The following is a 25,196-nucleotide window of genomic DNA, read 5'->3' on the forward strand; positions in this document are numbered from 1 at the left end:
GCGTCAGCCTAGATGAGTGGAGGACAGGAGCAGGTCGACGGCCCGGCTCGCGGCCCGACCGTCCTGCCAGGGGTTGTACGTGGCATCGAACGCGGCCAGTTCGGCCTGCCACTCCTGGCGCAGGGCGTTCAGGTCGCGTACGGCGGCCACCACCTCATCGGTCGTGGTGAGCAGCGGACCGGGGGCCGAGTCGGTGAACGGATAGAGGAACCCGCGGACCCCGCCGGCGTAGCTGTCCAGGTCGGGCACCAGGAAGACCATCGGCTTGCCGGTCTGCGCATAGTCGAAGCGCAGGGACGAATAGTCGAGCACGGCCGCATCGGAGGCCAGGATGAGGTCGTTGATCTCCGGGTGGCCGGTCACGTCCAGGACCCGGGCAGCGGCAGGGTCCGGTGCCTGGGTCGAGCTGGCCTGGTGGAAGCGGTGGCCGCGCACCAGCAGCACGTGGTCACGGCCGAGAGCCGAGGCCGCCCTCCGAAGGTCGAGGAAGTCCGCCATCGCTGCGGCTCGGGGGCGGGAGGCCAGGTGGTCGCGCCACGTCGGGGCGTAGAGGACGACCGTCTGTCCCTCCTCGATGCCCAGAAGGCTCCTGGTCTCCTCGCGGCGAGTGCCGGCACCCGGTGCGCGCAGAGCATCGTCGCGGGGGTAGCCGTGCTCGTGCGCGGCTCCGGTGTAGCCGTACTGCTCGCGATAGTGCCTGGTCATCTCGGGGGTCGGCGTCAGGATCAGGTCCCACGTCGCCACGCTGCGCGCGCGCATGGCCGCGATCCGGCTCGGCGGCAGCTGGCGGGCGCGCCACTGGCTCTCGCCCATCGCCTTCGACGGGTAGCCGTGGAACGTCTGGACGACGAACTGGTCGGGTCGGCGCACGTACCAGTCCTCCAGCTCGGTGTTGGTCACCAGCAGCCGCGCCCGCGCCAGGACGTCGTACCAGGCCCGCGAGCGCAGGATGACGCGATGGGCACCCGGTGGGGTCCACTGGCCGTGGTCGAGCACGCCCCAGTGGATCCGGAGCTCAGGTCTGCGACTGGACAGCTCCTCGAAGATCGCCAGGGGGCTGTCGGTCGCGGAACGGCCGGCGTAGGTCTCGAAGTAGCACACGTCGGCGTCCGTGGGCCCGGTGGCGGCGGCGTAGTCGCGGCGCAACCGCTCCTGCGCGTAGGGGCCGATCTCGTCGTCGGCGAGCGGTGGCCCGAGATCGAACAGCAGGTGCTGATCCTCGTGGTGGACCCGGACGCGGTGCCGGCGGCCGGCGATCTCGAGCGGCAGCGCCGCGGCCAGCTCCGCTGCCACGGCGACCTCGTGACCCAGCCGGTAGCGCCCCGACGGCAGGCCGACAGCGCGGCCGAAGAGATCGGCGTTGGTGTCGAACCGCAGGTCGGCGGCCGCCGGGGTCCCCACTCGCTCGATGCCGCCAGGTCCGGTCAGGCGGGCCGGGGGTGCCACGGAGCCGAACCGGAGCACGAGGTCGTCGTCGACGACGGACACGGCGTGCACGGTGGGCAGCGCCGTACGCCGCGGCTCGTCCCCGGCGGGTTCGACCAGCACGGAGCCCTCCCGGTGGAAGCCACCTGAGGACAGGGTCAGCCGCAGCAGCTGTGGCTCGGAGCCCGCCGGCAGGCGCAGGCGGATGCCTCCGGGAGCCGCGGACTGGAACCGAGACCGGCTCCAGCGCTCGGCCGTCGCGTCGGGGCGGGGCTCGACCTCGAGCACCGTGCCGTCCGGCAGCTCCGCTGCGATGGTGAAGTCCAGGTCGGCGAGATCGAGCAGGCGAACCCGCACGAAGACGTCGGCCACCACCGTGCCGTCCGCGGCGGCGAAGACCCGCTGGACCTTGGCCTCCAAGGGGGACTCGGCGTCCGTCAGGAGCCGCGTCTCGACCGGCAGGTCCTGCGGCATCGACGCCCAGCAGGCCAGCAGCTCGCCGTCGACCAGTCGGGTGGGGAGGTCGTCGGCCAGTCCGAAGAGCTCGGTGGACAGCGACACGAGCTCGGTACGGCGCTCGTGGGCGGCCAGCCACAGCAGTGCACGGGACTCCGCCCGCACCGAGGCCAGGACCGAGGGATGCTGGTCGCGCAGACGGCGCGACGCGGCCACCAGTTCGTGCCACTGCTCGTCGTCGGCGCGCTCGGTGTCGGCGAGGAAGCGCGGCAGGGCCACGTCGAGGACGTGGCGGTGCCATCCCTCGATCAGGGGCGAGCCGGCCAGCGCCTCCTCGACGGCCTGCGAGCTGCGCCGCCAACCAGGCAGTTCGGGCAGCGGGCTGGGCAGGGCACCGAACGGCCGGTGTCCGTGCTCATGGGCGTGGCGGGCGACCGGCACGTCGAGCACGTCGACCCGGGCACGACGCAGGGCCAGGGCCAGGGCGGGTGCGTTCAGCCAGTCGTCCTGCTCTCCGAACCCTGCGCAGGTGCGCCAGAACGCCGCCCGCAGCAGCTTGTTCCCGACCACCAGGTCGCCGGCCAGCCCCGGCCGCGCAGCGGCAGCCAGGCCCCGCTGCGGGTCGCGGTGCGCGTCCAGCTGGGCACGCGAGAGCCACGACTCGGGCTGCCCCTGTTGGAGCAGGATCCCGGTCGCCAGGTCTGATCCCGAACGCGCGAGCGCCCCGGCCAGGTCTGTCGCGGCGTGCGCGGTCAGGGTGTCGCAGCCGCGCACGAACCACAGGTAGTCCCCACGAGCTCGACGGGCCGCATGCTGGGCGGCTTCCTGCCACGTCGGTTGCGCCGCCACCACCCGGAAACGTGGGTCGCCCCCCACCGGGTCCAGCGATACGTGCGCGCTGCCGACCGGACACACCAGCACCTCGAACAGGGCATACCACTGGCCGCGCAGCGAAGCCAGCGCGTCGGGCAACCGGGGAACGTCGGCGGCCTCGACCAGCAGGACGAAGCTCACCACCCCAGCCTCGGACCCCGAGATGCCCAGTCGCCTACCGACCCGGCCGGTCAACCGGGGCGCCAACGCGCTCCACACCCCGCTGCGAGCCCGTGGCGGCAACCAGGAGGCCAGTCGCCCGGCAGACCGGCGCACAGAGGATCGACCGGACATGCCACCAGCCTAACGGCGGTGACGACGCCACCGGATTTGATAAGTTCTCCGACGTCGCGGACTCGGGTCGTCGACCTTGGCCGCATGGAGACGGGGTAGCCATGTCGAACGCATTTCGGTCACTGGCCGTGCGCACGATCAAACCGGTGGTCGGTGAGTCCGCCTGGTCGAAGCTGAGGTCCTGGGGCGGCCGCCTGGGGGGTGCCGACCAGGCCCCGCCGCCGCGGTCGCGCACCGCCGCGCAGCAGCGTCGAGACCGCCTGCGGGCCATGGACCTGACCGAGCTCGCCCGGGAGTTCAAGACCGACAAGGCCCGGATCCACCGCTACACCCCCCACTACGAACGTCACCTGCACCACCTGCGCGGCACCCGGTTCGCGATGCTCGAGATCGGCATCGGGGGCTACGCCAAGCAGGGCAAGGGCGGCGCATCCCTGAGGATGTGGAAGCACTTCTTCCCCAAGGCGCAGATCATCGGCCTCGACATCCAGGACAAGTCGTTCGTCGACGAGCGCCGGATCACGACCTATCAGGGCAGCCAGGTCGACGAGGAGGTCCTGCGCCAGATCGTCGCCGACGCCGGTGGTCTCGAGGTGGTCGTCGATGACGGCAGCCACCGGCCCGAGCACATCAGGGAGACCTTCCGGATCCTCTTCCCGCTGCTCGCCGAGCGGGGCGTCTACGCCATCGAGGACACCCAGACGTCGTACTGGCCGGAGTTCGGAGGCAGCGAGGACCGGCACGACCCGACCACGACGATGGCGCTGGTCAAGGACCTCATCGACGGGCTCAACTACGAGGAGTACGTCGACGAGGCCTACCAGCCCACCTACACCGACCTGCACGTGGTGGCCGTGCACTGCTACCACAACCTGGTGATCATCCAGAAGGGTGAGAACCGGGAGGGCACGAACCGCCGCAACGTGCTACGCCAGCGGTACGCGCCCTCCACGGACTGACTGCCCAGATCAGAGCAGGCCCTCGTCCTCCAGGAACTTCTTGGCCACGGCCTCGGGCTGCTCACGGTCCACCGAGATGGACGCGTTGAGCTCGGTGAGCTTCTCGGTCGTCAGCGCCGCCATCAACGCGTTGAGCGTGTCGGCAACGTCCGGGTGGGCGTCGAGGAACTCGGTCGACACGGCTGGCACCAGGTTCTGGGCCGGCTGGATCGCCTTGTCGTCCTCGAGCAGCACCAGGCCCTGGGACTCGAGCGTGCCGTCCGTGGTGCTTGTCTGGCCGAGCTGGGACTCGTTGTCGAGCACCGACTTGAAGGTGTCCGCGGAGGCGTAGCCCAGCGGCAGCACTTCGGTGATGTCGATGCCGTAGACATCCTTGAGACCGGCCTCGCAGTCCGCACGGCCCGTGCAGTCCTGGGCGGCCGCGAGCACGACCGAGACCCCTTCGAGGTCCGACAGCTTGGTCACCGACTGGGCCTCGGAGAAGTCCTTGGTGACGAAGAAGGCGTTCTGGTCGGTCGCCTCCGAGGGGTCCAGCAGCGTGATCCCCTTGTCGTCGAGGAGCGACTGGGCCGCATCGATGGAGGCAGCCGGGTCGCTCGTGGTGAGCGCCTTGGCGTCCTGGCCGTTGACAGTCGTGTTGAGGAAGTCGACGATGCCACCGACGTACTCCGGCACGATCTGGATGCCGGTCGGGAACTGGCCGTCGGCCATGTAGACGTCGCGGGTGTCGACCAGCGTGGTGCTGGCGTCGTACCCGGCGTCGTCCAGGAGCTGTTCGTACATGCTGGCGACCAGGGTCGCCTCCGGGAAGTTCTGGCCGGAGATCTTCACCGCACCCTTGTCGGCGCCGGCCGAAGGTGAGTCCGAGCCCGAGGAACCCTCGGGCAGGTCGTCACCGGCACATGCCGCTGCGAGAAGCACCGCGCTGGTTGCGACCAAGGTCGCGAGAATCCGTCGTACCTGCATCTGATTGTCACCTTCTGTGTCCCGCGACCCCGTGGTCACGCGTGTCCGGCAGCCCAGTACCCCTTCGCGACGGGTTGTCACGTAGTGGCCGGCTGGGCCTCATCCTTGAGCTGAACGGCGGTGCGCGGAAGCGGGTCGAGCAATCGTTGTACGACTGCCGCCACCAGCTCGAGCACCAGTGCAACGACTGCGACAACAACGGCGCCTGCGATCCCCTTCCCGTAATAGGTATTTGCGAAGCCATCGGTGATGATCCGACCCAGACCGGGGCCTGCGACCAGTGCCGCGATGGTCGCGGTGGCCCACACCTGCACGAGGGCGAGACGTACGCCGGCGGCCACCAGCGGGAGGGCCAGCGGGAGCTCGACCCGGCTGAACAGCTGCCAACCGGTCATGCCCATCCCACGGGCCGACTCCTTCACGTCCTCGGGCACCTCGCGAATGGCCACGAACGAGTTGGTGATGATCGGTGGCAGGGCGAAGGCCGTCAGGGCCAGGAGAGTCGCGATGCCGGCGCGCCCATAGGGGCCGACGGTGGCGGTGCCCGGCCAGTCCGCGGTGACCAGGAGCGCCAGGAGGGCGAAGGTGGGGACGGCGCGGCCGATGTTGGAGATGTTGATGGCCAGGAAGCCGCCACGACCCAGGTGGCCCAGCAGCAGGGCGATCGGCAGGCCGATGAGCAGGGCGAGCGCCAGGGCTGTGAAGCTCACCAGCAGCTGCTCGACCAGCAGCTGGAGGATCCCGCCCTTGCCGGTCCAGTTGGCGCCGTCGAGCAGGTAGGACCAGGTGTCGGCGAAGACGTTCATCGCGTCCCCCTGCGGGTCCAGGGAGTGAGCAGCCGTTGGGCGCCGACGATGAGGACGTCCAGGGCCAGGGCGATCAGCACGCACAGCACGCAGGCAGCGAAGAGCTCCGCCTTGAAGTTCTGGGTCACCCCGTCCGAGATCAGGTTGCCCAGCCCGCCATGACCGACCAGGGTGCCGACGGTGGTCAGTGCCACCGTGGACACGGTGGCGACACGGAGCCCGGCCATCACGACCGGCAGGGCGAGGGGGAGCTCGATGCGGAACAGCAATGAGCTCGGCGCGTAGCCCAGGCCGGTCGCGGACTCACGGACCTCCTCGGGCACTGAGCGGAGCCCGTCGAGCAGGCTGCGCACCAGGATCGTCAGCGCGTAGAGCGCCAGGGCGATCACCACGGTGGTGGCGGTGATCCCGGTGAACGGCACCAGAAGCGGGATCAGCGCCAGCGAGGGCACGGTGTAGAGCCCCGTGGAGACGCCGAGGATGCCCGACTCCAGCCGCGGCACCCGTCGGGCCAGCAACGCCATCGGGAAGGCGATCAGGATCCCGAGCACGATCGCGGCCGCAGTGATCCACAGGTGCTGGACCGTGGCATCGATCAGCTCCTGCTTGCGGTCGGTGAGGTACTGCCCGCAGATCCACTCGTTCACCAGCCTGCTGTAACAACTGGGCTCCACGGCGGCCAACGCCCCCGAGCTCGCGAGTAGGGTCACTGCATGGACGTTACAGGGGCCAGCACTCCCGACGCGCCGATGATCCGGCTGAGCGGGGTCGGCAAGACCTACCCGGACGGCACGGTCGCCGTACACGAGCTCGACCTCGACGTGAAGCGTGGCGAGATGGTGTGCCTGGTCGGCCCGTCCGGCTGCGGCAAGTCCACGACGCTCAAGATGATCAACCGCCTCATCGAGCCCACCAGCGGACGCATCGAGATCGATGGCAGGGACGTCACCGAGGCCGACCCCGTCAAGCTGCGCCGCGGCATCGGCTACGTGATCCAGCAGATCGGCCTGTTCCCGCACCAGAAGATCGAGACCAATGTGATGACGGTCCCGCTGCTCTACGGGGAGAAGAAGTCGACCGCCCGGCAGCGCGCCCACGAGCTGCTCGACCTCGTCGGCCTCGACCCGTCCACGTTCGGGGATCGCTATCCCCACCAGCTCTCCGGCGGCCAGCGCCAGCGGGTCGGCGTGGCCAGGGCCCTGGCTGCCAACCCTCCCGTGCTTCTCATGGACGAGCCGTTCGGCGCCGTCGACCCGGTGGTCCGCGGCCGCCTGCAGGACGAGTTCCTCCGGCTGCAGCGTGAGCTGGAGAAGACCGTCGTGCTCGTCACCCACGACATCGACGAGGCGGTCCGCATGGGCGACCGGGTCGCGGTGTTCGCGACCGGAGGACGCCTCGCGCAATACGACGTGCCTGCCCGCCTCCTGGGGGCCCCGGCCGACGACTTCGTGGCGGACTTCGTCGGCTCCGAGCGAGGACTGCGCCGACTCCGGGTGACCCCGATCGACGAGGCCCACCTCGAGCCCCTGGACGGCGTGAGCACGGGCGACCTGGCCGGGGCCATCGACGTGGACTCCACGCTGGAGGATGCCCTGGCGATGCTGATGCGCGAGGACAAGTCCGTCCTCGGGGTCAAGCGCGGAGCCGTGTTCCTCGGCGTCCTGACCCCCAACGGGATCCATCGCGCGCTTCGTGCCTCGGTGGAGGCTTCGGCCTGAACCGGCTAGGTCACCGGTACGTCGCGGTGCCAGGACTGGGTCACGTAGGCCGTCTGCCACCCCATCGCGACGTAGAGGCCCTCGGCCCCCGTGGGCGAGTCGGCATCCACTTCGAGCCCCACGCGGTTGCGCCCCCGGGCGGCGGCGTCCGCGATGATCGTGTTCAGCAGCCCCTTGGCCACGCCTCGTCCTCTGGCCTGCTCCAGGACCCCGAGGTAGTCCACGTAGGAGCCGTCGGGCCCGTCGGCGGACTCGACGTGCGACCCGACCAGGGCCCCGACCGGTCCGACACCGTCGAGGTCGGCCAACCACCAGTGGTCCCAGCGGTGGCCCGGGTCCTCACGCAGTCGACCGAGGAACTCGTCGAAACTCTCCTCGCGTGAGTTGAAGTGGTCGGCGAAGGCCCCTTCGAGCACGTCGTGCACTGCACGCAGGTCGCCCTCCTCGGGGAGGTCGGAGTCGGTGAGCCGGACCAGCCGGAAGGTCACGCCGGCGCGCTCCCAGTGCTCCGGGTCGGCCACCAGTTCGGCCTCGGAGGCAGCCACCGGGCGGCTCATCTGCCACCAGGTGCGCACGTGCTCGAATCCGGCGGCGGCCAACCAGCGGTGCTGTCGGTCGTCCTCGGCGAAGGCGCCGGTGTCGATCTGCTGGACGGCCAGGCCTCGGGCCGCGCCGACCTCGCGCGCCTGAGCCTCACCCCAAGCGAGCAGCAGTTCCGAACAGCACCCCGCCACGTCGTGGGGCAGGTCGCGGTCGATGACGTCGGCGTAGAGCATCCGCCCTTCGGCCCGGTCGTGGACGCTGCCCCATGCCCGGATCCCACCCTCGGCATCCCGGATCACGATGTGCGCCCGCGTCGGGAGTCCGGGTCCGGACACCTCGATCCGAACATCCGCCTCGGAGGTGCCGGCCCAGCCGCGCCCGTGGATCTCATGGGCACGGCGCAGTTCGGCCAGCCGGGGTGTGTCGGCTTCGGTCGGGGTCCCGAGTGACCAGCCTTCGGGCAGGGTCGCCCGACCAGGGACGACGTCGGCTGGGTCAGTGGCGAAGCGGGAATCGTCGGTGGTCACCCGACCATGGTCTCAGCCGTGCTTGCGCAGCGGAGCGGAGGCAGCCGTCTCCCAGGCGACGAGTTCCGCCTTGAGGGTCGTGATCTCCTGTTCCAGTCCCGCCAGTCCCACGATCGCCTCGGCCGCACGCTGCTCGGACTCCTCGGCACGGGCAGTCTCGACCAGCAGCTTGTCCTCGGCCAGGGTGGCGCGCCGGGCCTCACGATTCACCTTGCGGTGCTCCTCGGCCAGCCGACGCTGCGCGGCTGAGAGCTCACCCTCAAGCTCGTGGATGATCTGCTGGCGCTCGGCGATCCGGGAGACGAGCGTCTCGGACTGCACCTGGTGCTCGGCGGTGCGCCGGGCAGCCAGGTCCTGGTAGGCCATGGCCTGCTCAGCGCGGTCGCGGGCCGCATCGCGGCGGGCCAACATGAGTTCGGAGTGGGTGATGCGGACGGCAGCGGCACCGAGGAGGACCGCTGCGACCGCGGCGAGCGCGACGAGGAGGAAGGAGCCGGACAACAGGGCACCTGCAACCACGAGCACCGAGACAACGAGGAAGGCAACGGCCGCCACGAGGCGGACGCTGCGTTGACGGCGACGGGAAGTGGTGGGACTCATGTGACTCAGGTTAAGTCTTGGGATCATTCTTGCGGACTCGACACGCGCGTTCAAGGGCGACCGCTGCAACGGTCAACAAAGCGCCTGCGAGCGCCGCGAGCAGCGAGCGGACCACCCGCTGACCTGCGAGTTCGGCCTCCAGCCCGACCCAACTGACGGCGTACCCGGTGTAGCCGCCGGCCACCAGGGCCCCCACCAGGGCACAGGACTTGGCCAGCACCAGGCGGTTCACGGCCCGGTGCGGCTCGATTCGATGATGGTGCACCTGGACCTGCCGCCAGGTCACCCACGCGGTCAGGCCCACGACCGCTGCCACGAACGCCAGCACACTCACCTGTGCCCACGTCACCAGCGGTGCGCTGGTCCAGAAGCGCTCCCCGATCCGGTGCAGCAGCCAACCGCCGATCATCGCGGCCACGAACAGGGCGGTCAGCAGACCAACCGGCGTCGGCTTCAGGCTGCCGACCGGCTGGTCGTCAGTCACTGGACGTCGAGGGCCAGGTCGTCGCGACGGGTGATGCCGGCGGCATCGGCGTGCTGCAGGAGGTCCGAGATCGGACCGGAGTCCGGCAGCACGGCGTCGGGCTCGAGGTCGAACCAGGGCTGGAGCACGAACGCCCGCTCGCCCGCTCGGGGGTGCGGCAACCTCAGGAAGTCCTCGTCACTGCGCCGGTCACCGACGACGATCAGGTCGACGTCCAGGGTCCGGGGTGCGTTGCGCTCCACGTCACGGTCGCGCTCGAAGGCATCCTCGATCGCCCGCGCACGGTCCATGAGGGTGGGTGCCGACAGCGTGGTGTCGACGAGCACGACTGCGTTCAGGAATGGTCCCGACCCCTCGGGCGCACCGACCGGTGCGGTCTCGTAGACCGGCGACACCGCCGTCACCCAGACGTCCGGGGTGTCGGCGAGCGAGTCGATCGCGCCCTGGAGGCTGGCCAGGCGTTCGCCGAGGTTGGAGCCCAGGGACAGCACGGCGCGGCGGATCGGGTGCATCTCACCCGTCAGGGTGTCGGTGTCGACGATGTAGGGATTGGGGGTCTCAGTCACTCAGCGGCCCTCACGGTTTCGGGTAATCGTCAACGCCACGTCCGAGTACGTGGCGTCGATGGGTGCGTCTGGTTTGTGAACGGTCACCCTGCACCATTCAACACGTTCATCCAAGAGGCAGACGTCCGCGATGCGCTGCACAAGGGTCTCGATCAGGTCGACCGGATCGGATTCCACGGCGGCTTTCACCGAGGTCACGAGACTTCCGTAGTCAACGGTGTCGCGCAAGTCGTCGCTCGCCGCCGCGGACCGGGTGTCGAAGCCCAGCAGCAGATCGATGAGGAAGACCTGTCCGTCGCGTCGCTCGAAGTCGAGCACCCCGTGGTGGGCGAAGCACTCGATGCCAAGGACAGCCAGTTCGTCGGTCATTCACGCTCCAGTCGTAGGTGGGTCAGCATCGGGCCCGCCTGGTGGTGCCACAGCTTCCACCCGTGGTCGGTGTGCACGAACAGGCTGGTCACGGCCAGCTTGGCGAGCGCGGCTTCCATCTCCGGCCCTTGGTCGAAAGTCTCCGGCGTGATCACCGTCTCGACGCAGGTGAGCCGGGCCAGGTCGTCACGCACGGTCACCACGACGTCGCTGAAGACGAACTGGAGTCCGGGCGTCAGGTCGAGTCCCTCGAGGATGCGGTCCCAGACCTCGACGCGGCCGTGGTGGGGCGGATTGCCGGGCAACACACAGCAGATCCGGTCGTCGTCGGCCCACGCCGCCATGATGGCGTTGCCGTCGCCCGCCTCCCAGGCGGCGTAGTAGGCCCGGTGTGCTGCCTCGACAGCGGCCTCCCGGGTCGTGGCCATCGCGTCGCGACCGCCGGCGGCGCCCTCGACCGGCGCCTCCTCCTCGACCATCAGTGCCTTCCTGCTGCCAGCCGGGCGACCACCCGCACGGCGTCCATGCTCGCACGCACGTCGTGGACCCGGACCCCCCAGACCCCGGCATGGGCGGCCAGGGTGGTCAGGGCCACGTTGGCGTCCTCGCGATCCTCGACCGGGCGCGGGACCCCGTTCGCGTCGGCGAGCAGGGCACCCAGGAACGACTTGCGGCTCGAGCCCACCAGAACGGGGTGGCCCAGCGACTGCAGCCGAGGCAGCTCGCGCAGCAGCTCCCAGTTGTGCTCGGGCGTCTTCGCGAAGCCCAGGCCGGGGTCCAGGACCAGCCGATCCGGCAGTACGCCGACAGCCAGGGCAGCGTCGATCCGCTCGGAGAGCTCGGCGATCACCGCCTCGACCACTCCCCCGTCGTACACGGCATGGCGCTGCATCTCGGTGCTGTGCGCGCGCCAGTGCATCGCGACATAGCCGACGCCGGTGTCCGCGGCCACCTGGAGGATCCGGGGGTCGGCCAGGCCGCCGGACACGTCGTTGATCAAGGAGGCCCCCGCCGCCACGGCCACCTCGGCCACCTCGTGCCGCATGGTGTCCACCGAGACCACGGCCCCGGCACTCGCCAGCTCCCTGATCACCGGGACGACGCGACCCAGTTCCTCCTCGAGCAGCGGCCGCGTGGCGCCCGGGCGCGTGGACTCACCGCCGATGTCGAGGATGTCGGCACCCTGCTCCAGGAGCTCGAGGCCATGCGCGATCGCTGCGCTGGCCTCGGAGAACAACCCGCCATCGGAGAAGGAGTCAGGCGTGACGTTGACGACGCCCATCACCCGCGTGATGCCCAGCTCGGAGAACAGGCCCATAGGGCGAGGCTACCGGTCCAGACCCGCCAGGACCTCACGCAGGAAGACGCCCTCGCGGGCCGGATCGAAGGTGAAGTCGGAACGAAACGCTGCGCGGCTCCAGCCCTGCTCCGGCTGGGCGACGTCAGGCTCACAGAGCACGAGGTCGACGCGGTGGCCGAGCACAGCGGCCATCAGGTGCTCGTTGTGGGCCGTGTAGGACTCGGAGGTCACCAGGATCAGGTGACGGGGACGCTCGGTGAAGGCGATCTGGTACATCCCACTGCCCGCATACCCGGCGATCACCTCAGCCCCGCGGAAGATCCGGACCTGGTCAGGCAGGGAATGATCCTCGGGGAAGATCACCTCGAAGCCGTGGGCGGCGAACAGCCCCTCCAGCTCAGCGGCGTTGTGGCAGTTGCGCTTGTCGATGCGTCGTGAGCAGAAAATCCGTCGAGGCGTCTGGGTCAAGGTCGACCGGGCGTCGAGGGCGACGCCGATCTCGCGCCAGGTCTCCTCGATGCCAGGGTGGACGAAGTCGGGCAGGCTGAACATGGGCGAGGCGGTCACGAGGTGCTCCACCCGGACCGGGTCCTCAGCCATCCACAGGTCCTCGGGGTCGATGCCACCGGCCGCGAACAGGTCGTACTCCCACTGCGCGATGCCGCGTTCGCGGTTCTGGAACACCAGAGCGCGGGCGTCGGGGTAGCGCTCCTTGGCGCGCTTCCAGCCCCACAGGCGCGAGATCTGTTCGGTCATGGCGTGACCGAAGTGCCCGCGGCACTCGTTGTCCAGGTGGAACCAGGTCCCCGACAGCTCTCCCGCCGGACCGCCGAGGTCCTGCACGAACGACGGCGCGAGTCCCACCAGCTCGCGGTTGCGTAGGCGCGGGCGCATGTTCTGCCGATAGGTCTCGGGCAGCACGACGCGGCCACTGACCACGATCTGGTGCGGATGGCACACGACGTCGCGGTAGGTGCGCAGGGACAGCTCGGGAGCGTCGTACGTCGAGGGGGGCTCGGGCCTGAGCACGCCAGCGCTGCGGCGCAGCTGGCTGCGCGACACCAGGGTCGTTGCCGGCAGCGTCTCGAGCACCGCTGCGGGGGGCTGCAGGTGGCCCAGCACCCGATTGGCGTCATCCTCGCGCAGAATCGGGAGCGCGGACGCCCGGTTGGTAACGACGAGGTGGCCGTCGTCCTCGCGCAACTGGGAGATCGACCAGGCCAGGGCGTCGAAGTCGCGCTCGGTCCGCGTCCTGTTGTCGCTGGTCAGCGGCAGCCCGGGCTCGGGAGGCCGGTCCCCGGTGGCGAGCGCAGCTTGGAGCCGCCGAGCAAGCCAGGCCAGACGACCCTTCGACTCCAGGCCTCGAGGACCCAGTGCCGTCACGAAGGAGCCTCCCCGACGGGTGTGGAAGAAGATCGCCCGGAACCGGTCGTACTTGCCTGCCTGGGAGCCGATGTCGATCAGCAGGTCGTAGGGACCCTCGGTCGCCATCGTCAGGTGCAGCTCTTCGGGCACCGACTCGGGGTGGGAGGTGACGACCGATCCGGGATAGGCCAGTCTGAGCAGCTTGACCAGCAGTGGGCGGCGTTCTCCGACCAGGACGATCCTCGGCGCGGACGTCTGCTCGAGGACCCGGGCGGCCACGGTCATGAGGTCGACGAAGCGGGCTGGGACCTGACCTGCCGCGGTCGCCGAATCACTCATGACACAGCACCGAGCCGGCGATCACTGAGCGGCCGAATCTTCCCGAGTTCATCCGTCGTCTCCCCCGATAGGACGTCGTACAACTGGTCCAGACTAGCCCGAGCCTGGAACGGAACCAGGTATGACGCCGCCGCGGGGTGCTCAGCGACGGCTGTGGATCAGCGCCATCGCCTCGGAGCGGGTGGCCGCCTTGTGCATGATGCCGCGCACCGCAGAGGTGATGGTGCGGGCCCCGCCCTTCTTCACTCCGCGCATCGTCATGCACAGGTGCTCGGCCTCGATCACCACGATCACGCCGCGCGCCTCCAGCAGTTCCATGAGCGCGTCAGCCACCTGGGTGGTGAGGCGTTCCTGCACCTGAGGCCGCTTGGCGTAGACGTCGACGAGGCGGGCGAGCTTGGACAACCCGGTGATCTTGCCGTTCTCGGCCGGGATGTAGCCGACGTGGGCCACGCCTGTGAACGGCACCAGGTGGTGCTCGCACATCGACCACAGTTCGATGTCACGCACCAGCACCATCTCGTCGTGGCCGAGGTCGAACGTGGTGGTCAGCACATCCTCGGGGCGCTGCCGGATGCCCTGCGTGAGCTCGGCGTAGGCCCGGGCCACCCGGGCCGGGGTGTCCTGCAGCCCCTCGCGATCGGGATCCTCACCGATGGCGTAGAGCAACTCGCGGATCGCGGCCGCTGCCCGGTCGTGGTCGAAGGCCGGGATGTCGGCCGCGTCGGGCTCCACCCTCGAGATCACATCGGTCACGACGTGTGGCCGCCTTCGACGCCCGGGTTGCCGGCGACGTCGCCACCGGCACCGGGCGGGGAGATCACCAGGCCGCCTTCGGGCTCCTTGTCGAGGTTGATCGAGGCGCCGTTCTTCTTGATGAACTCGACCGGGGGGATCGTCGACGGGATCCGGTCCGGGGACCCGGTCCAGGCCGGTCGACGGGTGCGACGGCGCAGCGGCTCGAACACCTCGGCGACCTCGGCCTTGTCCAAGGTCTCGCGGTCGATGAGTGCCAGGACCAGCGAGTCGAGGACGTCCCGGTTCTCCACCAGGATGTCGAACGCCTCCTGGTGAGCCTCGGTCAGGAGGTTCTTGGTCTCCTGGTCGATGATCGCGGCCACGTCCTCGGAGTAGTTGCGCTGATGCCCCATGTCGCGGCCCAGGAACGGCTCGGAGTTCGAGTCGCCCAGCTTGATGGCACCCAGACGCTCAGTCATGCCGTACTGGGTGACCATCGCCCGGGCCAGGTTGGTGGCCTTCTCGATGTCGTTGCCGGCACCCGTGGTCGGGTCGTGGAAGACCATCTCCTCGGCCGCCCGGCCGCCCAGCATGTAGGCCAGCTTGTCGAGCATCTCCGAGCGGGTCTGGGAGTACTTGTCCTCGTCGGGCAGCACCATCGTGTAGCCCAGCGCCCTGCCGCGCGGCAGGATCGTGATCTTGTGCACCGGGTCGCTGCCGGGCAGCGCCGCGGCCACGAGCGCGTGACCACCCTCGTGATAGGCGGTGATGAGCTTCTCCTTCTCGCTCATCAGGCGGCTGGAGCGCTGCGGCCCGGCGATCACCCGGTCGATGGCCTCGTCGAGGGCGTCGTTGGTGATCTGCTTGGCGTTGCGCCGCGCCGTGAGCAGCGCGGCCTCGTTGAGCACGTTGGCCAGGTCGGCGCCGGTGAAGCCCGGCGTCCGGCGCCCGATGCCCTTGAGATCGATGTCGGGAGCCATCGGCTTGCCACGCGAGTGCACCTGCAGGATCTTGTGCCGCCCTGCCAGGTCGGGTGCGTCGACACCGATCTGGCGGTCGAAGCGACCCGGGCGCAGCAGCGCCGGGTCGAGGACGTCGGGCCGGTTGGTGGCCGCGATCAGGATGACGCCGCCACGAACGTCGAAGCCGTCCATCTCGACCAGCAGCTGGTTGAGGGTCTGCTCGCGCTCGTCGTGGCCGCCACCCATCCCCGCGCCACGGTGCCGGCCGACCGCGTCGATCTCGTCGATGAACACGATCGCCGGAGCGTTCTCCTTGGCCTGCTCGAACAGGTCGCGAACCCGGCTGGCGCCGACGCCGACGAACATCTCGACGAAGTCCGAGCCGGAGATGGAGTAGAACGGCACGCCGGCCTCGCCGGCCACCGCACGGGCGAGCAGGGTCTTGCCGGTGCCGGGCGGGCCGTAGAGCAGGACACCCTTCGGGATCTTGGCGCCCACCGCCTGGAACTTCGCCGGCTCCTGGAGGAACTCCTTGATCTCGCCGAGCTCCTCGATCGCCTCGTCACAGCCGGCCACGTCGCTGAACGTGGTCTTGGGCATGTCCTTGGAGACGAGCTTCGCCTTGGACTTGGCGAACTGCATCACTCCGCGTCCACCGCCACCTTGGACCTGGTTCATCAAGAACACGAACAGCAGGATGATCAGCGCGAACGGCAGCAGGGTCATCAGCAGCGAACCCAGGAGGCTCGGCTTGGGCACGTCGACGTTGAACTTCTCGATCGTGCCGGCCTTGATCTGGGCGTTCACGGCATCGACGAGGTCGACCTGCTGGTTGGCGACCCACGAGGCGACGACCTTCGAGCCGTCGTCCAGGGTGGCGCGCATCTCCTGGTCACCGTCGACGAAGGTGATCTCCTTGATCTTGCCGGTGGAGATGTTGGACTCCATCTCACCGGTGGAGATCTGGTCATACCCGCCATTGGGCGTGAGGAATTGGAGGGCCAGCAGGACGCCGACCACGGCAACGACGATCCACAGCCATGGACCCTTGAATATGCGCTTCACAGGCTTCTCTCGCACGCGTGCTTCGGAGGTGACTTCGGAGATATTGACGGTACAGGCCAGTGCCTAGGCAGCGGCCGCCCCGGTGTTCGCCCTCAAGTGTCTCACTCAGGAGTAGACGGTGGGCGAGAGTGTCCCGATGTCACGCAGGTTGCGGTACTTCTCCTTGTAGTCCAGCCCGTAGCCCACGACGAATTCGTTGGGGATGTCCCACCCGACGTACTTCACCGGGACCGGCATCGTCTGGGCCTCCGGCTTGCGCAGCAGCGTGGCGATCTCGACGCTGGCCGGGCTGCGGCTGGACAGGTTGCTGATCAACCAGCTGAGGGTCAGGCCCGTGTCGATGATCTCGTCGACGACCAGCACGTGGCGCCCGGAGATGTCGGAGTCGAGGTCCTTCAAGATGCGCACGACCCCGCTGGACTTGGTCCCGGAGCCGTAGGACGACACGGCCATCCAGTCCATCTCGACGTGGCGGTCGAGGGCCCGCGCGAGGTCGGCCATCACCATGACCGCGCCCCGCAAGACTCCGACCATCAGGAGATCCTTGCCGGCATAATCAGCACTGATCTGGTCGGCCAGCTCCTGGACCTTCCCCTGGATCTGCGCCTCGGTGAAGAGGACGTTGACGAGGTCGCTCTCGACGTGGGCCGCATCCATGGGCGGCAGCCTACGGGGTCTGCAGGATTCCCCGGTCATCCGGGGAGACTCGCGGTTGTCAGCCCTCGCAACGGCTGACAAGCGCCAACACAGCCTGACAAGTTCAGGCAGACGAGGACACAAACAGGAGTACGCCGTCGCGGCGCACGAACCGCAGGTGCCCGGGCAGGTCGACCCCGACCTGCCCGCGCCATGCGGTGACCAACTGATCCATGCCCACGATGTGCTCGTGGAAGAGCTCCGAGGCGTTGGCACCGGCCCGGAGTGCCGCCAGCCTCAGCACCCGCGTGCGGATCGGTGTGGGCAGCTGCGCCAGCCCCTCGGCGGTCAGCGAGCCGGCCAGATCACCGAGGGCGGCCTCGGCGACCTGATCGAGGTACTCAAGGTCGGCACGCATCAGGTCCGCGGTGCGCGCCAGGGCAACTGCCACCCCAGGGCCCAGCTCGGACTCCAGCATCGGCATCACCTGGTGGCGCACCCGGACCCGCGTGAACGCTGGGTCGTCGTTGTGTGGGTCCGCCCAGAAGTCGATCCCCTCGGCAGTGCACGCCGCGACCGTGTCGGCACGCGACACGTCGAGCAGCGGTCGCCGGTAACGCCCGAAGGCTCGCCGCATGCCCGCGATCGACCGGCCACCCGAACCCCTGGCAAGGCCCAGGAGCACCGTCTCGGCCTGGTCGTCGCGCGTGTGTCCCAGGAGTACGACGGGCGCTGCGAAATGCTCCGCCATCTGATCCAGGATCTCGTAGCGGGCCTGGCGAGCCGCCGCCTCCGGACCCAGGCCACGACTGTCGACCGCCACGCGGGCCGAGGCGGTCTCGGCCACCCCGAGCGCGGCCATCTGCTCGACCACCCGCGCGGCCTGCGCCGCCGACCCCTCCTGCAACCCGTGGTCCACCGTCACCCCGATCACCTTCCAGGCAGGACTGCGGGCCTCGAAGACGGTGGCCGACACCAGGGCCAACGAGTCCGCTCCCCCCGAACAGGCGACCAGGACCGGGGTCCCGGGAGCGACGTCGGCGAGCGCTCGTCGTACGCAGAGCCGGACGGCGGCGACGGCAGGATCCAGAGCCATCACTCAGCCGTGGACGCGAGCGACCCAGGCGGCTGGGTCGGAGATCTCGGCCTTGGAGGGGAGGTTCTCGGCTGCTGCCCACACCGCGTTGAAGTCAGACATGCCGACGGCTCCGACCGAGTGCCGCACGAACGCGGCCCCGTCGCGGTACTGAGCCATCTTGGCGTCCATGCCGAGGAGACGCCGCAGCATCTTGTCGAGTGCACCGACCCCCTGACGACGCCTGGTGAACTTCTTGCGGATCGCCCGCACCGTCGGGATCACCGAAGGCCCGACCCCGTCCATGACGAAGTCGGCATGGCCCTCCAGTAGGGACATCACGCCGGTGATCCGATCCAGGATCTCCTGTTGCTCCGGAGACCCCATCACCTCGAGGAGGCTCCCGCCGTCGCCCTTGACGAGCTCCCCGATCCGCTTGAGCCCACCGTCGAGCATCCGCTGCGGCTCGACCGAGTCGATGAGCAGCGTCATCTCGGCGAACAGGTGGTCCCTCAACCAAGGCACCGCAGTGAACTGCACGCGGTGGGTCTCCTCGTGCAGGCAGACCCACAACCGGAAGTCGGTCGGGTCGACCTCGAGCTGGCGTTCGACGTGGACGATGTTGGGAGCCACCAGGAGCAGCCGCCCATGGGGTTCGTGGAACGGGTCGAACTGACCCAGGACCCTGGTCGCCAGGAAGCCGAGCAGCGCACCCACCTCGGCCCCGGTGACCCGCGAACCGATGGCCTTGGTCAGGCCCTTCGGCACGCCCTTCCTGCCGGCGAGCTTGTCGGCGACAGGGTTGATGATCTTGGCGAAGCCGTCCGCGTTGGCCTGGACCCACCCGAGGCGGTCGACCACCAGCACCGGTGCCGTGTCAGCCGGTGCGTCGAGGCTGGTGAAGTCGCCCACATAGTCGGTCGAGCGCGCTGCTCCGTCGCGAAGCTCGGCGACGGCCTGCGCAGCCTCCGCCGCACTCACCTTCGGTCCGTCGCCGGCGATCCTGGCGCCTAGCTGGACCGCGAGTCCCCAGTCGACCATCGTGGGGGTGTCAGCGCTCATGCTGCGAAACCCTACGCGGCCGCTCCACAGTGACACCCGGCAAGCGAGGCAGCAGCCTCGTCGAGCGCTGCGCGCGCGGCGAGCGTATCGACCACCGGGACCCGGTTGGCGATGAGGACGACGACCATGACGTTGCCGTCGAGGTCGGAGACGAGTCCCGCCAAGGCGTGGACGCCGGTCAGCGTGCCGGTCTTGGTGCGCACCCGCCCCCCGGCAGCCGGGTCCGCGTCGGCGAAACGGTCCGCCAGCGACCCGGTGAACCCGGCCACGGGCAGCCCCTCAAGCACCGGGCGCAACTCCGGGCGACTCGGATCGGCCGCGGTCCGGAGCACGTCGACCAGGGTGGCGGGGCGGAGCCGACCCCGGCGCGACAGTCCGGACCCGTCATACAAGACGGCGCCGCCGGTGTCCACGCCCAACTTCTTCAGGGTCGCCAGCACTCCGCGGACGCCCCCCGCGAACGATGCCTCCCCGGCGACAGCGAGTCCGACCTGGTGGGCCAGCACCTCGGCACCCTCGTTGTCACTGACGTCGAGGACATGCTGGACGATCTGCTCGACCGGGGCGCTCTCCACCCGGGCCAGTTCGGTCGCGCCGGACCCCGCCACGCGGGTGACCGGCGCTCCACGCACCGCGATGCCGGCACGCCCGAGCGCGGCCGCGAACACCTCGGCGGCCCGCCGGGACGGATCCGGCACCGGTCCACCCGCGTCCGACCCCCGGTCCACCCACAGGGCTGTGATCGGCGGGACCACCCCCTCAGGCAGGTAGGTCGGCTCCCATCCTCGGCTGACGTCGGGCCCGGTGAACAGGGAGTCGTCGTAGGCCAGCCGCACGGAGCCCACCTGGTCCGCGCGCAGGGCCGAGGCGGTACGCCGAGCGAGCGTGACGATGTCGGCGCGGGCGGGGTAGGTGCTGGCGCGGTCGGCGGGAGCGACGGGTTTGCTGGCCAGGTAGGGGTCGCCGCCACCGACGAGCACGATGGCCCCGGGTCCGGTCCTGACCACCCGGGTGGCGAACGTGGTGCCCGGGTCGATCGCCTCCAGGGCGGCCATGGCGGTGAGGAGCTTCGTCGTGGAGGCAGGGATGGAGGCCCCACTGCCGGCCACCATGACCGGGGCTCCACCGGACAAGGGCGAGATGCTGGCCGCGAAGCGCTTGCCCAGGTCCTGGTTCTCGAACTGCCGGCCGATGGCACGGCGTACCGCGCGCTCGCTGAGGGTGCCGGCCCCCGAGGGCTCGATCGGGTCGGCCACGCTGGCCGCGGGGGGCAGGTCGGGGAGCTCCAGACCTGCCGGCGGGGCGACGGCTGCGGGGTTGTGGGCGGGGTCGGCCCGGGTCACGCCGAGCCAGCGCTCGCCCAGATCGAAGTGGTAGGTCGCCGCGGCCGCGGCAAGCACCGCCAGCACCAGACCCACGGAGAGCCACCGCACGATGCGGCCCCGAACGTGGCGCGGGTCACCCTTGGACACGTCCCTGCCTCTCCGAATGGTCGACTACGGTCATTGTGCGCGACACTAACCTCGTCGCTGAATCGGCCCGCTCAGCGGGCCGCACAGACTTCGCGGCGCGACGTACAACTGGAGGAGCAGTGGTGGACGCATACGTTGGCATGGAGTTCGACGTACTGGTCGAGATCCCCAAGGGGGAGCGCAACAAGTACGAGGTCGACCACGAGTCCGGTCGCCTGCGGCTCGATCGCACCCTGTTCACCTCCACGCAGTACCCAGCCGACTACGGCTACATCGAGAACACCCTTGGCCAGGACGGCGACCCGCTCGACGCGCTGGTGCTGCTCCAAGCGCCCACCTTCCCCGGCTGTCTCATCGCCTGTCGGGCGATCGGCATGTTCCGGATGACCGATGAAGCAGGCGGCGACGACAAGGTCCTCTGCGTGCCGGTCCGCGACCCGCGCCAGGCCCACCTCAAGGACATCACCGACGTCTCCAAGTTCGACCGCCTGGAGATCCAGCACTTCTTCGAGGTCTACAAGGACCTTGAGCCCGGCAAGTCCGTCGAGGGTGCCAACTGGGTCGGTCTCGCCGAGGCCGAGGCCGAGGTGCGGGCGAGCTTCGAACGCGCGAAGACGACCGGGCACTGAGGCGCTGCAGGTGTGCCGGTTTCCCCGGTCGGCCGGGGAAACCCTCGGTTGTCAGCGTTTGCACGGGCTGACAACCGTCTACGAAGCCTGACGACCGACCCTTGCTTGTTCGTTGATCGCTCGCCTGATCTTGGCCGCAAGCGCGGCAGGGTTGCGCAGATCCGCCCACGTCACCCGGATGCATCGCCATCCCGTGAGCCGTCGGATGAGGTCCTCGCGGTGCTTCTCCCGCAGTACGACGTCCTCTGGCTGGTCTCCTTCACGCCAGCTGGACCGATACTTGATGGCGCCGTCGAACTCCAACCACACCCCAAGTTCGGGCAGGGCCAGGTCCAGTCGCGCAATGACGCGACCATGGTCGCGCACCTCGAACTGAGGCACCGGCCGCGGCAGCCCCTGGCACCAACAGAGGTATCGCAGCCTGGTCTCTCCGGCCGACTCAGAGCGGCCGTCTGCTAGATCCAGAACGAGCCGCGTTCGCAGGGAGTGTGGCCACCATGTCAGCATCTGAAGCGCCTGCGACAACAGTTCGAGGGTCGTCTCGCCAGCCTGGAGCAGGCCGTCCATGGCGACGAGTGCATGCTCCGTGTCGGTGATCATCGTGAGGTCGAGGGCGAGTCTCGTCGCCGACGAGATCAGCAAGCCGTCGCGAACGGTGAGGTCATTGACACCGACAGTGCCGCGATGTTGGACCACCCCCGCTTCCCGTCGACCGGCCTTACGGTCGAAGCGCTGCAGGTGGACGTCCGACAGATCCAGATCCCAGTGAGGGGTGCCGAACTCCATCAACGCCGATGTGTGTGACAAGGCCACTTCACACTTCGCGTTGCGGAGCACCGCCCTGGCCACGAGTCGATGTCGACCTCGCTCGTCCAGATCTCGCCAGCTGTCGGCGAACACGTAGGCACCCCGTCGGACGCGCGTCCATCGCCCGGTTTGCAGCTCGACGCTGATGCTTCGGTCGTCGTACCCCTGCTCCAGCGCCTCGCGGCGGGTGAACACGCCGTGGATTCTGGCGATTGCTCTCAGTCGTTCATCCATGTCGGAAGACTGCCGAGCGACGTGCGCGAGCGCCGCCCCCATTCCTCAGCCTGGGGAGAGGCGGCGTCGGTCGAGGGCCTGCGGACACGAAGTGGGCCCTGTGCCCGCGGATCAGATGCCTGTCAGGGGCTACTCGCGGTTGTCGGCCTGAGCAATGCCTGACAACCGCGAGTCTCCCCGGCCGACCGGGGAATCCCGCAGCGGCGACGAGGCTGGTGGGGCAGCAGGCGGCTAGGGACGCGCGTAGAAGTTCGGCGCGATCCAGTAGTACATGGACACGACCTCGACGCCGCGGCCGGGACGGGGGGCCTGCACGATCATGCCGTTCCCCGCGTACATCGCCACGTGGTAGATGGACGACGGGTTGCTGCTGTCGCCCCAGAAGACCAGGTCACCGGGCTTGAGCGCGCTGGGCGAGATCGGGGTGGACTGCTCGTACTGCGCCACGGAGTAGTGCGGCAGGTACTTGCCGCCGGCACGCCAGGCGCCCATCATCAGCCCCGAGCAGTCCCAGGCGTTGGGGCCGGCCGCGCCCCACACGTACGGCTCGCCGACCTGGGCCTTCGCGAAGGCGACCGCGGCCCGAGCACCGTTCGAGGACGGCGGCGGGGTCGGGTCCGGCTGCGGGTCGGGGTCTGGCTGGGGATCCGGCTGTGGATCGGGCTGCGGGTCGGGGCTCGGCTGGGGATCGGGGGTCGGCTGCGGATCCGGGCTCGGCGTGGGGTCCTGGCCGCCCTGCGGGGCGGGGTCGTTGTCCTGGGCCTCGTTCGCCGCATCCTCGGCCGCCTGCTCAGCCTGCTGCTGGGCGGCATCGGCTGCTGCCTGGGCGGCTGCCTCCTCCAGCGCCTGCTGGCGCTGCCCGGCAAGCTGGACCGAGACGTTCTGAAGCTTCGCCAGCTCCGCGATCAGCTCGTCACGCTGTCCGGCCACCGCCTGGGCCTCCGCGCTGGCGGCTCCCTCGGCCGCCTCTGCGTCGGCACGTGCTGCGTCGGCTTGCTTCTCGAGCTCAGCAGCCTCGTGGCGGGCGTCGTCGGCCTGACTCGTGGCTACGGTCGCGAGGGTGGCGGTGGCCCGGTACTCGTCGTAGCGCGCGTCCATCGCGGACTGCGCGGAGTCCAACGCGTTGTAGCGCTCCATCACGCCGGTCGGCCCGTCGGCGTCGAGCATGGCTGACATCGCGGTCAGCTCCGGGGCCATCTCGTACGACGAGGCGAGGGCGTTGGCGTAGTCCTGGCGCTGGCGCTCGACGTCGGCGGCCGCCTGGGTCTCGCGCTCCTCTGCGAGCCGGACCGCGCGCTTGGCCTGCTGGAGCCTCCACAGGGCACCGTTGTAGGCCTCGGCAGCCTTGGCCGCCTGCACCTGTGCGTCCTGGACGCGCTGGTTGGCCATCACCAGGTCGGCCTGGACGGCGGCGACATCGCGAGCCTTGTCGACCGTCGCCTGCTGGGCGGCATCGACCTCTGTCTGCGACGGGACGCCGTCGGGGTCGGCCACCGCGACGGTGGCCATCCCACCGATCGCGCACAGTGCCACACAAGTGACGAGGCCCGTGCGAGCCGTCCGTCGGGTCCCAGGTCCCCAGACCCTACGGAGTGGCGCTCGCACGTGACCTCGTCTTTCCTCCGTGACGGCCAATCCCTTAACCGCCACATCGCAGTGGAATACCTCGGGCAACTTCCCCTTCACCCGAGGCACTCTGAGCACGCTAGTGCTCATCAGTCACATTGGAAACACTTTTCCCAAGAAACTTTGAAAGTCGCGGCGTGTCGACTTGACGAACTACAAGATTGTAATTCCGAACTACACCGGTGTCATTCCTCCGGGCGCGCCACGACGGCCGCCCGGGGCGGCTGTTGACGCGGGGGCCCTACTCGTCGACGGGCACCGACGACGTCGTGGTCGTCGGGTGTGATGCGAGCCCGCGTCTGTCGAACTTCTGGCCGCTGGCGATGCCGCCGACGTAGAAGGCGATCAGAGCGATCAGGATGCCGGCCACGTCGTCAGCGACGTAGTGCCAGCCGAAGTAGAGGGTCGCCACGACCGTGATGGCGAAGTTGACCCAGAAGATCCAGTGCAGCACCCGGGTGCGCAACGTGTGCTGCACCATCAGTGCCACCAGCAAGGTGATGGCGCAGTGCAGGCTGGCGAACCCGGCCACCGATTGGACGGCGTCCTGCACGCCGAAGACCTTGATCCTGATCCGGCCGTAGGACAACGACTCCATCAGCGCCGAGGAGGCCGTGTTGGCGAGCTCGGCGTACTTGTAGGAATACTCGAAGCCAGGGCCGAGCGTCGGCAGGGCGTAGTACGACGCCGTCCCCAGCGACCACGCCAGGCATTGCGAGGTCGCGAACCAGTAGCCGTAGGAGATGTTTCGCGACCACACCAGCCACGCGGCCAGAGCCAGCGGCACCAGCGGCAGGAACCACAGGTAGATGGTGGAGAGCAGGTGCGCGGAGGCACCCTCGCCGAGGACGTTGTGCAGGATGATCGCCGGCTCGTTGCCGAAGAACAGGAACTGGTCCAGGGCGTGCAGCTGGCGGTCGTACTTCGTCGCGATGACGAAGGGCAGGAACGACTTCAGGTTCCGATAGCTCACATAGGTGATGTAGAAGCACACCAGGCCCAGGACGACGAGCGTGATGCGGTCGCGGGTCCAGTGCTCCTTCCAGCGATCCTTGACGATCTGAGGCATCAGCGCCGGGTTCAGCTTGGAGAGGTACAACGTGCGCGGCACGAAGTCGAGCGCGAAGGCACCGGTGATGATCAGCGGGAGTCTCAGCCACGACGGACCCAGAAAGCTTCCCTCGGGGTCCAGCAGGGGCTTGTTGAGGCTCACGGCCGTGATCACCGCCAGGGAACCCATCAGGGCAGCGATGCCGATGAGGAGTACGTAAGCCCGACGATGCACGAGGGGCAGTCTAGG

At 69.2% G+C, this 25,196-nt stretch carries 24 protein-coding genes; 3 read left to right on the plus strand and 21 right to left on the minus strand.

From position 1 onward, the window contains the following. Positions 1 to 3: 3 nt before the first annotated feature. Complete coding sequence (locus tag AB7I40_RS05830; RefSeq protein ID WP_428344104.1) at positions 4 to 3,048, minus strand: CDP-glycerol glycerophosphotransferase family protein; 3,045 nt, start codon at positions 3,046 to 3,048, stop codon at positions 4 to 6. 101 nt (positions 3,049 to 3,149) lie between these two features. Between AB7I40_RS05830 and AB7I40_RS05835 the strand changes: the two genes are divergently transcribed. Next, on the plus strand, positions 3,150 to 4,007 hold the full coding sequence (locus AB7I40_RS05835) for a hypothetical protein (RefSeq protein ID WP_428344105.1): 858 nt from the start codon (positions 3,150 to 3,152) through the stop codon (positions 4,005 to 4,007). Between the two features lie 9 nt (positions 4,008 to 4,016). On the opposite strand, the gene AB7I40_RS05840 is transcribed toward AB7I40_RS05835, so the two are convergent. The 3 genes from AB7I40_RS05840 to AB7I40_RS05850 all read right to left on the minus strand — a co-directional run bounded on the left by AB7I40_RS05840 (position 4,017) and on the right by AB7I40_RS05850 (position 6,489). Next, positions 4,017 to 4,973, minus strand: coding sequence for a glycine betaine ABC transporter substrate-binding protein (locus AB7I40_RS05840; RefSeq protein ID WP_428344106.1), 957 nt, complete (start codon positions 4,971 to 4,973; stop codon positions 4,017 to 4,019). Between the two features lie 77 nt (positions 4,974 to 5,050). Then, entirely contained in the window at positions 5,051 to 5,779 is a 729-nt protein-coding gene (locus tag AB7I40_RS05845; protein ID WP_428344107.1) for an ABC transporter permease, read from the minus strand. Then, positions 5,776 to 6,489 carry an ABC transporter permease gene (locus AB7I40_RS05850; protein ID WP_428344108.1) on the minus strand — a complete coding sequence of 238 codons (714 nt, stop codon included), beginning with the start codon at positions 6,487 to 6,489 and terminating at the stop codon, positions 5,776 to 5,778. Before AB7I40_RS05850 ends, AB7I40_RS05845 begins: the two co-directional genes overlap by 4 nt. Positions 6,490 to 6,492: 3 nt before the next feature. Between AB7I40_RS05850 and AB7I40_RS05855 the strand changes: the two genes are divergently transcribed. After that, on the plus strand, positions 6,493 to 7,497 hold the full coding sequence (locus AB7I40_RS05855) for an ABC transporter ATP-binding protein (RefSeq protein ID WP_428344109.1): 1,005 nt from the start codon (positions 6,493 to 6,495) through the stop codon (positions 7,495 to 7,497). Between the two features lie 5 nt (positions 7,498 to 7,502). Here the strand turns inward: AB7I40_RS05855 and AB7I40_RS05860 are convergent, their stop codons facing one another. The 14 genes from AB7I40_RS05860 to dacB form a co-directional block, all read right to left on the minus strand. Continuing rightward, positions 7,503 to 8,567, minus strand: a complete 1,065-nt coding sequence (locus AB7I40_RS05860; RefSeq protein ID WP_428344110.1) for a GNAT family N-acetyltransferase — start codon at positions 8,565 to 8,567, stop codon at positions 7,503 to 7,505. Between the two features lie 12 nt (positions 8,568 to 8,579). After that, entirely contained in the window at positions 8,580 to 9,167 is a 588-nt protein-coding gene (locus AB7I40_RS05865; RefSeq protein WP_428344111.1) for a hypothetical protein, read from the minus strand. 10 nt (positions 9,168 to 9,177) lie between these two features. After that, complete coding sequence (locus tag AB7I40_RS05870) at positions 9,178 to 9,651, minus strand: DUF3180 domain-containing protein (RefSeq protein WP_428344112.1); 474 nt, start codon at positions 9,649 to 9,651, stop codon at positions 9,178 to 9,180. Beyond that, positions 9,648 to 10,217: a 2-amino-4-hydroxy-6-hydroxymethyldihydropteridine diphosphokinase gene (gene folK, locus AB7I40_RS05875; protein WP_428344113.1), complete on the minus strand. Its 570-nt coding sequence runs from the start codon at positions 10,215 to 10,217 to the stop codon at positions 9,648 to 9,650. The genes AB7I40_RS05870 and folK overlap by 4 nt, the downstream gene beginning before the upstream one ends. After that, positions 10,218 to 10,586, minus strand: coding sequence for a dihydroneopterin aldolase (folB, locus tag AB7I40_RS05880; RefSeq protein WP_428344114.1), 369 nt, complete (start codon positions 10,584 to 10,586; stop codon positions 10,218 to 10,220). After that, positions 10,583 to 11,065 carry a YybH family protein gene (locus tag AB7I40_RS05885; protein ID WP_428344115.1) on the minus strand — a complete coding sequence of 161 codons (483 nt, stop codon included), beginning with the start codon at positions 11,063 to 11,065 and terminating at the stop codon, positions 10,583 to 10,585. The genes folB and AB7I40_RS05885 overlap by 4 nt, the downstream gene beginning before the upstream one ends. After that, a complete protein-coding gene (gene folP, locus AB7I40_RS05890) occupies positions 11,065 to 11,904 on the minus strand; it encodes a dihydropteroate synthase (protein WP_428344116.1) in 840 nt (279 codons plus the stop codon). The genes AB7I40_RS05885 and folP overlap by 1 nt, the downstream gene beginning before the upstream one ends. A 9-nt stretch (positions 11,905 to 11,913) precedes the next feature. Then, positions 11,914 to 13,590 (minus strand): glycosyltransferase family 61 protein, encoded by a 1,677-nt coding sequence (locus AB7I40_RS05895; RefSeq protein ID WP_428344117.1) that lies wholly within the window; start codon positions 13,588 to 13,590, stop codon positions 11,914 to 11,916. Between the two features lie 141 nt (positions 13,591 to 13,731). Then, positions 13,732 to 14,304, minus strand: coding sequence for a GTP cyclohydrolase I FolE (gene folE, locus AB7I40_RS05900; RefSeq protein WP_428344296.1), 573 nt, complete (start codon positions 14,302 to 14,304; stop codon positions 13,732 to 13,734). 38 nt (positions 14,305 to 14,342) lie between these two features. Continuing rightward, complete coding sequence (gene ftsH, locus AB7I40_RS05905) at positions 14,343 to 16,355, minus strand: ATP-dependent zinc metalloprotease FtsH (protein ID WP_428344118.1); 2,013 nt, start codon at positions 16,353 to 16,355, stop codon at positions 14,343 to 14,345. Positions 16,356 to 16,460: 105 nt separating this feature from the next. Continuing rightward, positions 16,461 to 17,012: a hypoxanthine phosphoribosyltransferase gene (hpt, locus tag AB7I40_RS05910; protein WP_428344119.1), complete on the minus strand. Its 552-nt coding sequence runs from the start codon at positions 17,010 to 17,012 to the stop codon at positions 16,461 to 16,463. Between the two features lie 103 nt (positions 17,013 to 17,115). After that, positions 17,116 to 18,087 (minus strand): tRNA lysidine(34) synthetase TilS, encoded by a 972-nt coding sequence (tilS, locus tag AB7I40_RS05915; protein ID WP_428344120.1) that lies wholly within the window; start codon positions 18,085 to 18,087, stop codon positions 17,116 to 17,118. 3 nt (positions 18,088 to 18,090) lie between these two features. Continuing rightward, positions 18,091 to 19,128, minus strand: coding sequence for a zinc-dependent metalloprotease (locus AB7I40_RS05920; protein ID WP_428344121.1), 1,038 nt, complete (start codon positions 19,126 to 19,128; stop codon positions 18,091 to 18,093). Between the two features lie 11 nt (positions 19,129 to 19,139). After that, positions 19,140 to 20,600: a D-alanyl-D-alanine carboxypeptidase/D-alanyl-D-alanine endopeptidase gene (dacB, locus tag AB7I40_RS05925; protein WP_428344122.1), complete on the minus strand. Its 1,461-nt coding sequence runs from the start codon at positions 20,598 to 20,600 to the stop codon at positions 19,140 to 19,142. A 140-nt stretch (positions 20,601 to 20,740) separates the two neighbouring features. Between dacB and AB7I40_RS05930 the strand changes: the two genes are divergently transcribed. Then, the gene (locus AB7I40_RS05930) at positions 20,741 to 21,229 is read left to right on the plus strand and encodes an inorganic diphosphatase (RefSeq protein ID WP_428344297.1); all 489 of its coding nucleotides are present in this window, start codon (positions 20,741 to 20,743) and stop codon (positions 21,227 to 21,229) included. A 78-nt stretch (positions 21,230 to 21,307) separates the two neighbouring features. On the opposite strand, the gene AB7I40_RS05935 is transcribed toward AB7I40_RS05930, so the two are convergent. The 3 genes from AB7I40_RS05935 to AB7I40_RS05945 all read right to left on the minus strand — a co-directional run bounded on the left by AB7I40_RS05935 (position 21,308) and on the right by AB7I40_RS05945 (position 25,181). Then, positions 21,308 to 22,270, minus strand: a complete 963-nt coding sequence (locus AB7I40_RS05935; RefSeq protein ID WP_428344123.1) for a type IV toxin-antitoxin system AbiEi family antitoxin domain-containing protein — start codon at positions 22,268 to 22,270, stop codon at positions 21,308 to 21,310. Between the two features lie 231 nt (positions 22,271 to 22,501). Then, positions 22,502 to 23,779 carry an NlpC/P60 family protein gene (locus AB7I40_RS05940; RefSeq protein ID WP_428344124.1) on the minus strand — a complete coding sequence of 426 codons (1,278 nt, stop codon included), beginning with the start codon at positions 23,777 to 23,779 and terminating at the stop codon, positions 22,502 to 22,504. Positions 23,780 to 24,137: 358 nt separating this feature from the next. Beyond that, positions 24,138 to 25,181, minus strand: coding sequence for a phosphatase PAP2 family protein (locus tag AB7I40_RS05945; protein ID WP_428344125.1), 1,044 nt, complete (start codon positions 25,179 to 25,181; stop codon positions 24,138 to 24,140). Positions 25,182 to 25,196 lie beyond the last annotated feature (15 nt).

Source organism: Nocardioides sp. (assembly GCF_050246775.1).
In the GTDB taxonomy this organism is placed as follows: Bacteria; Actinomycetota; Actinomycetes; order Propionibacteriales; family Nocardioidaceae; genus Nocardioides.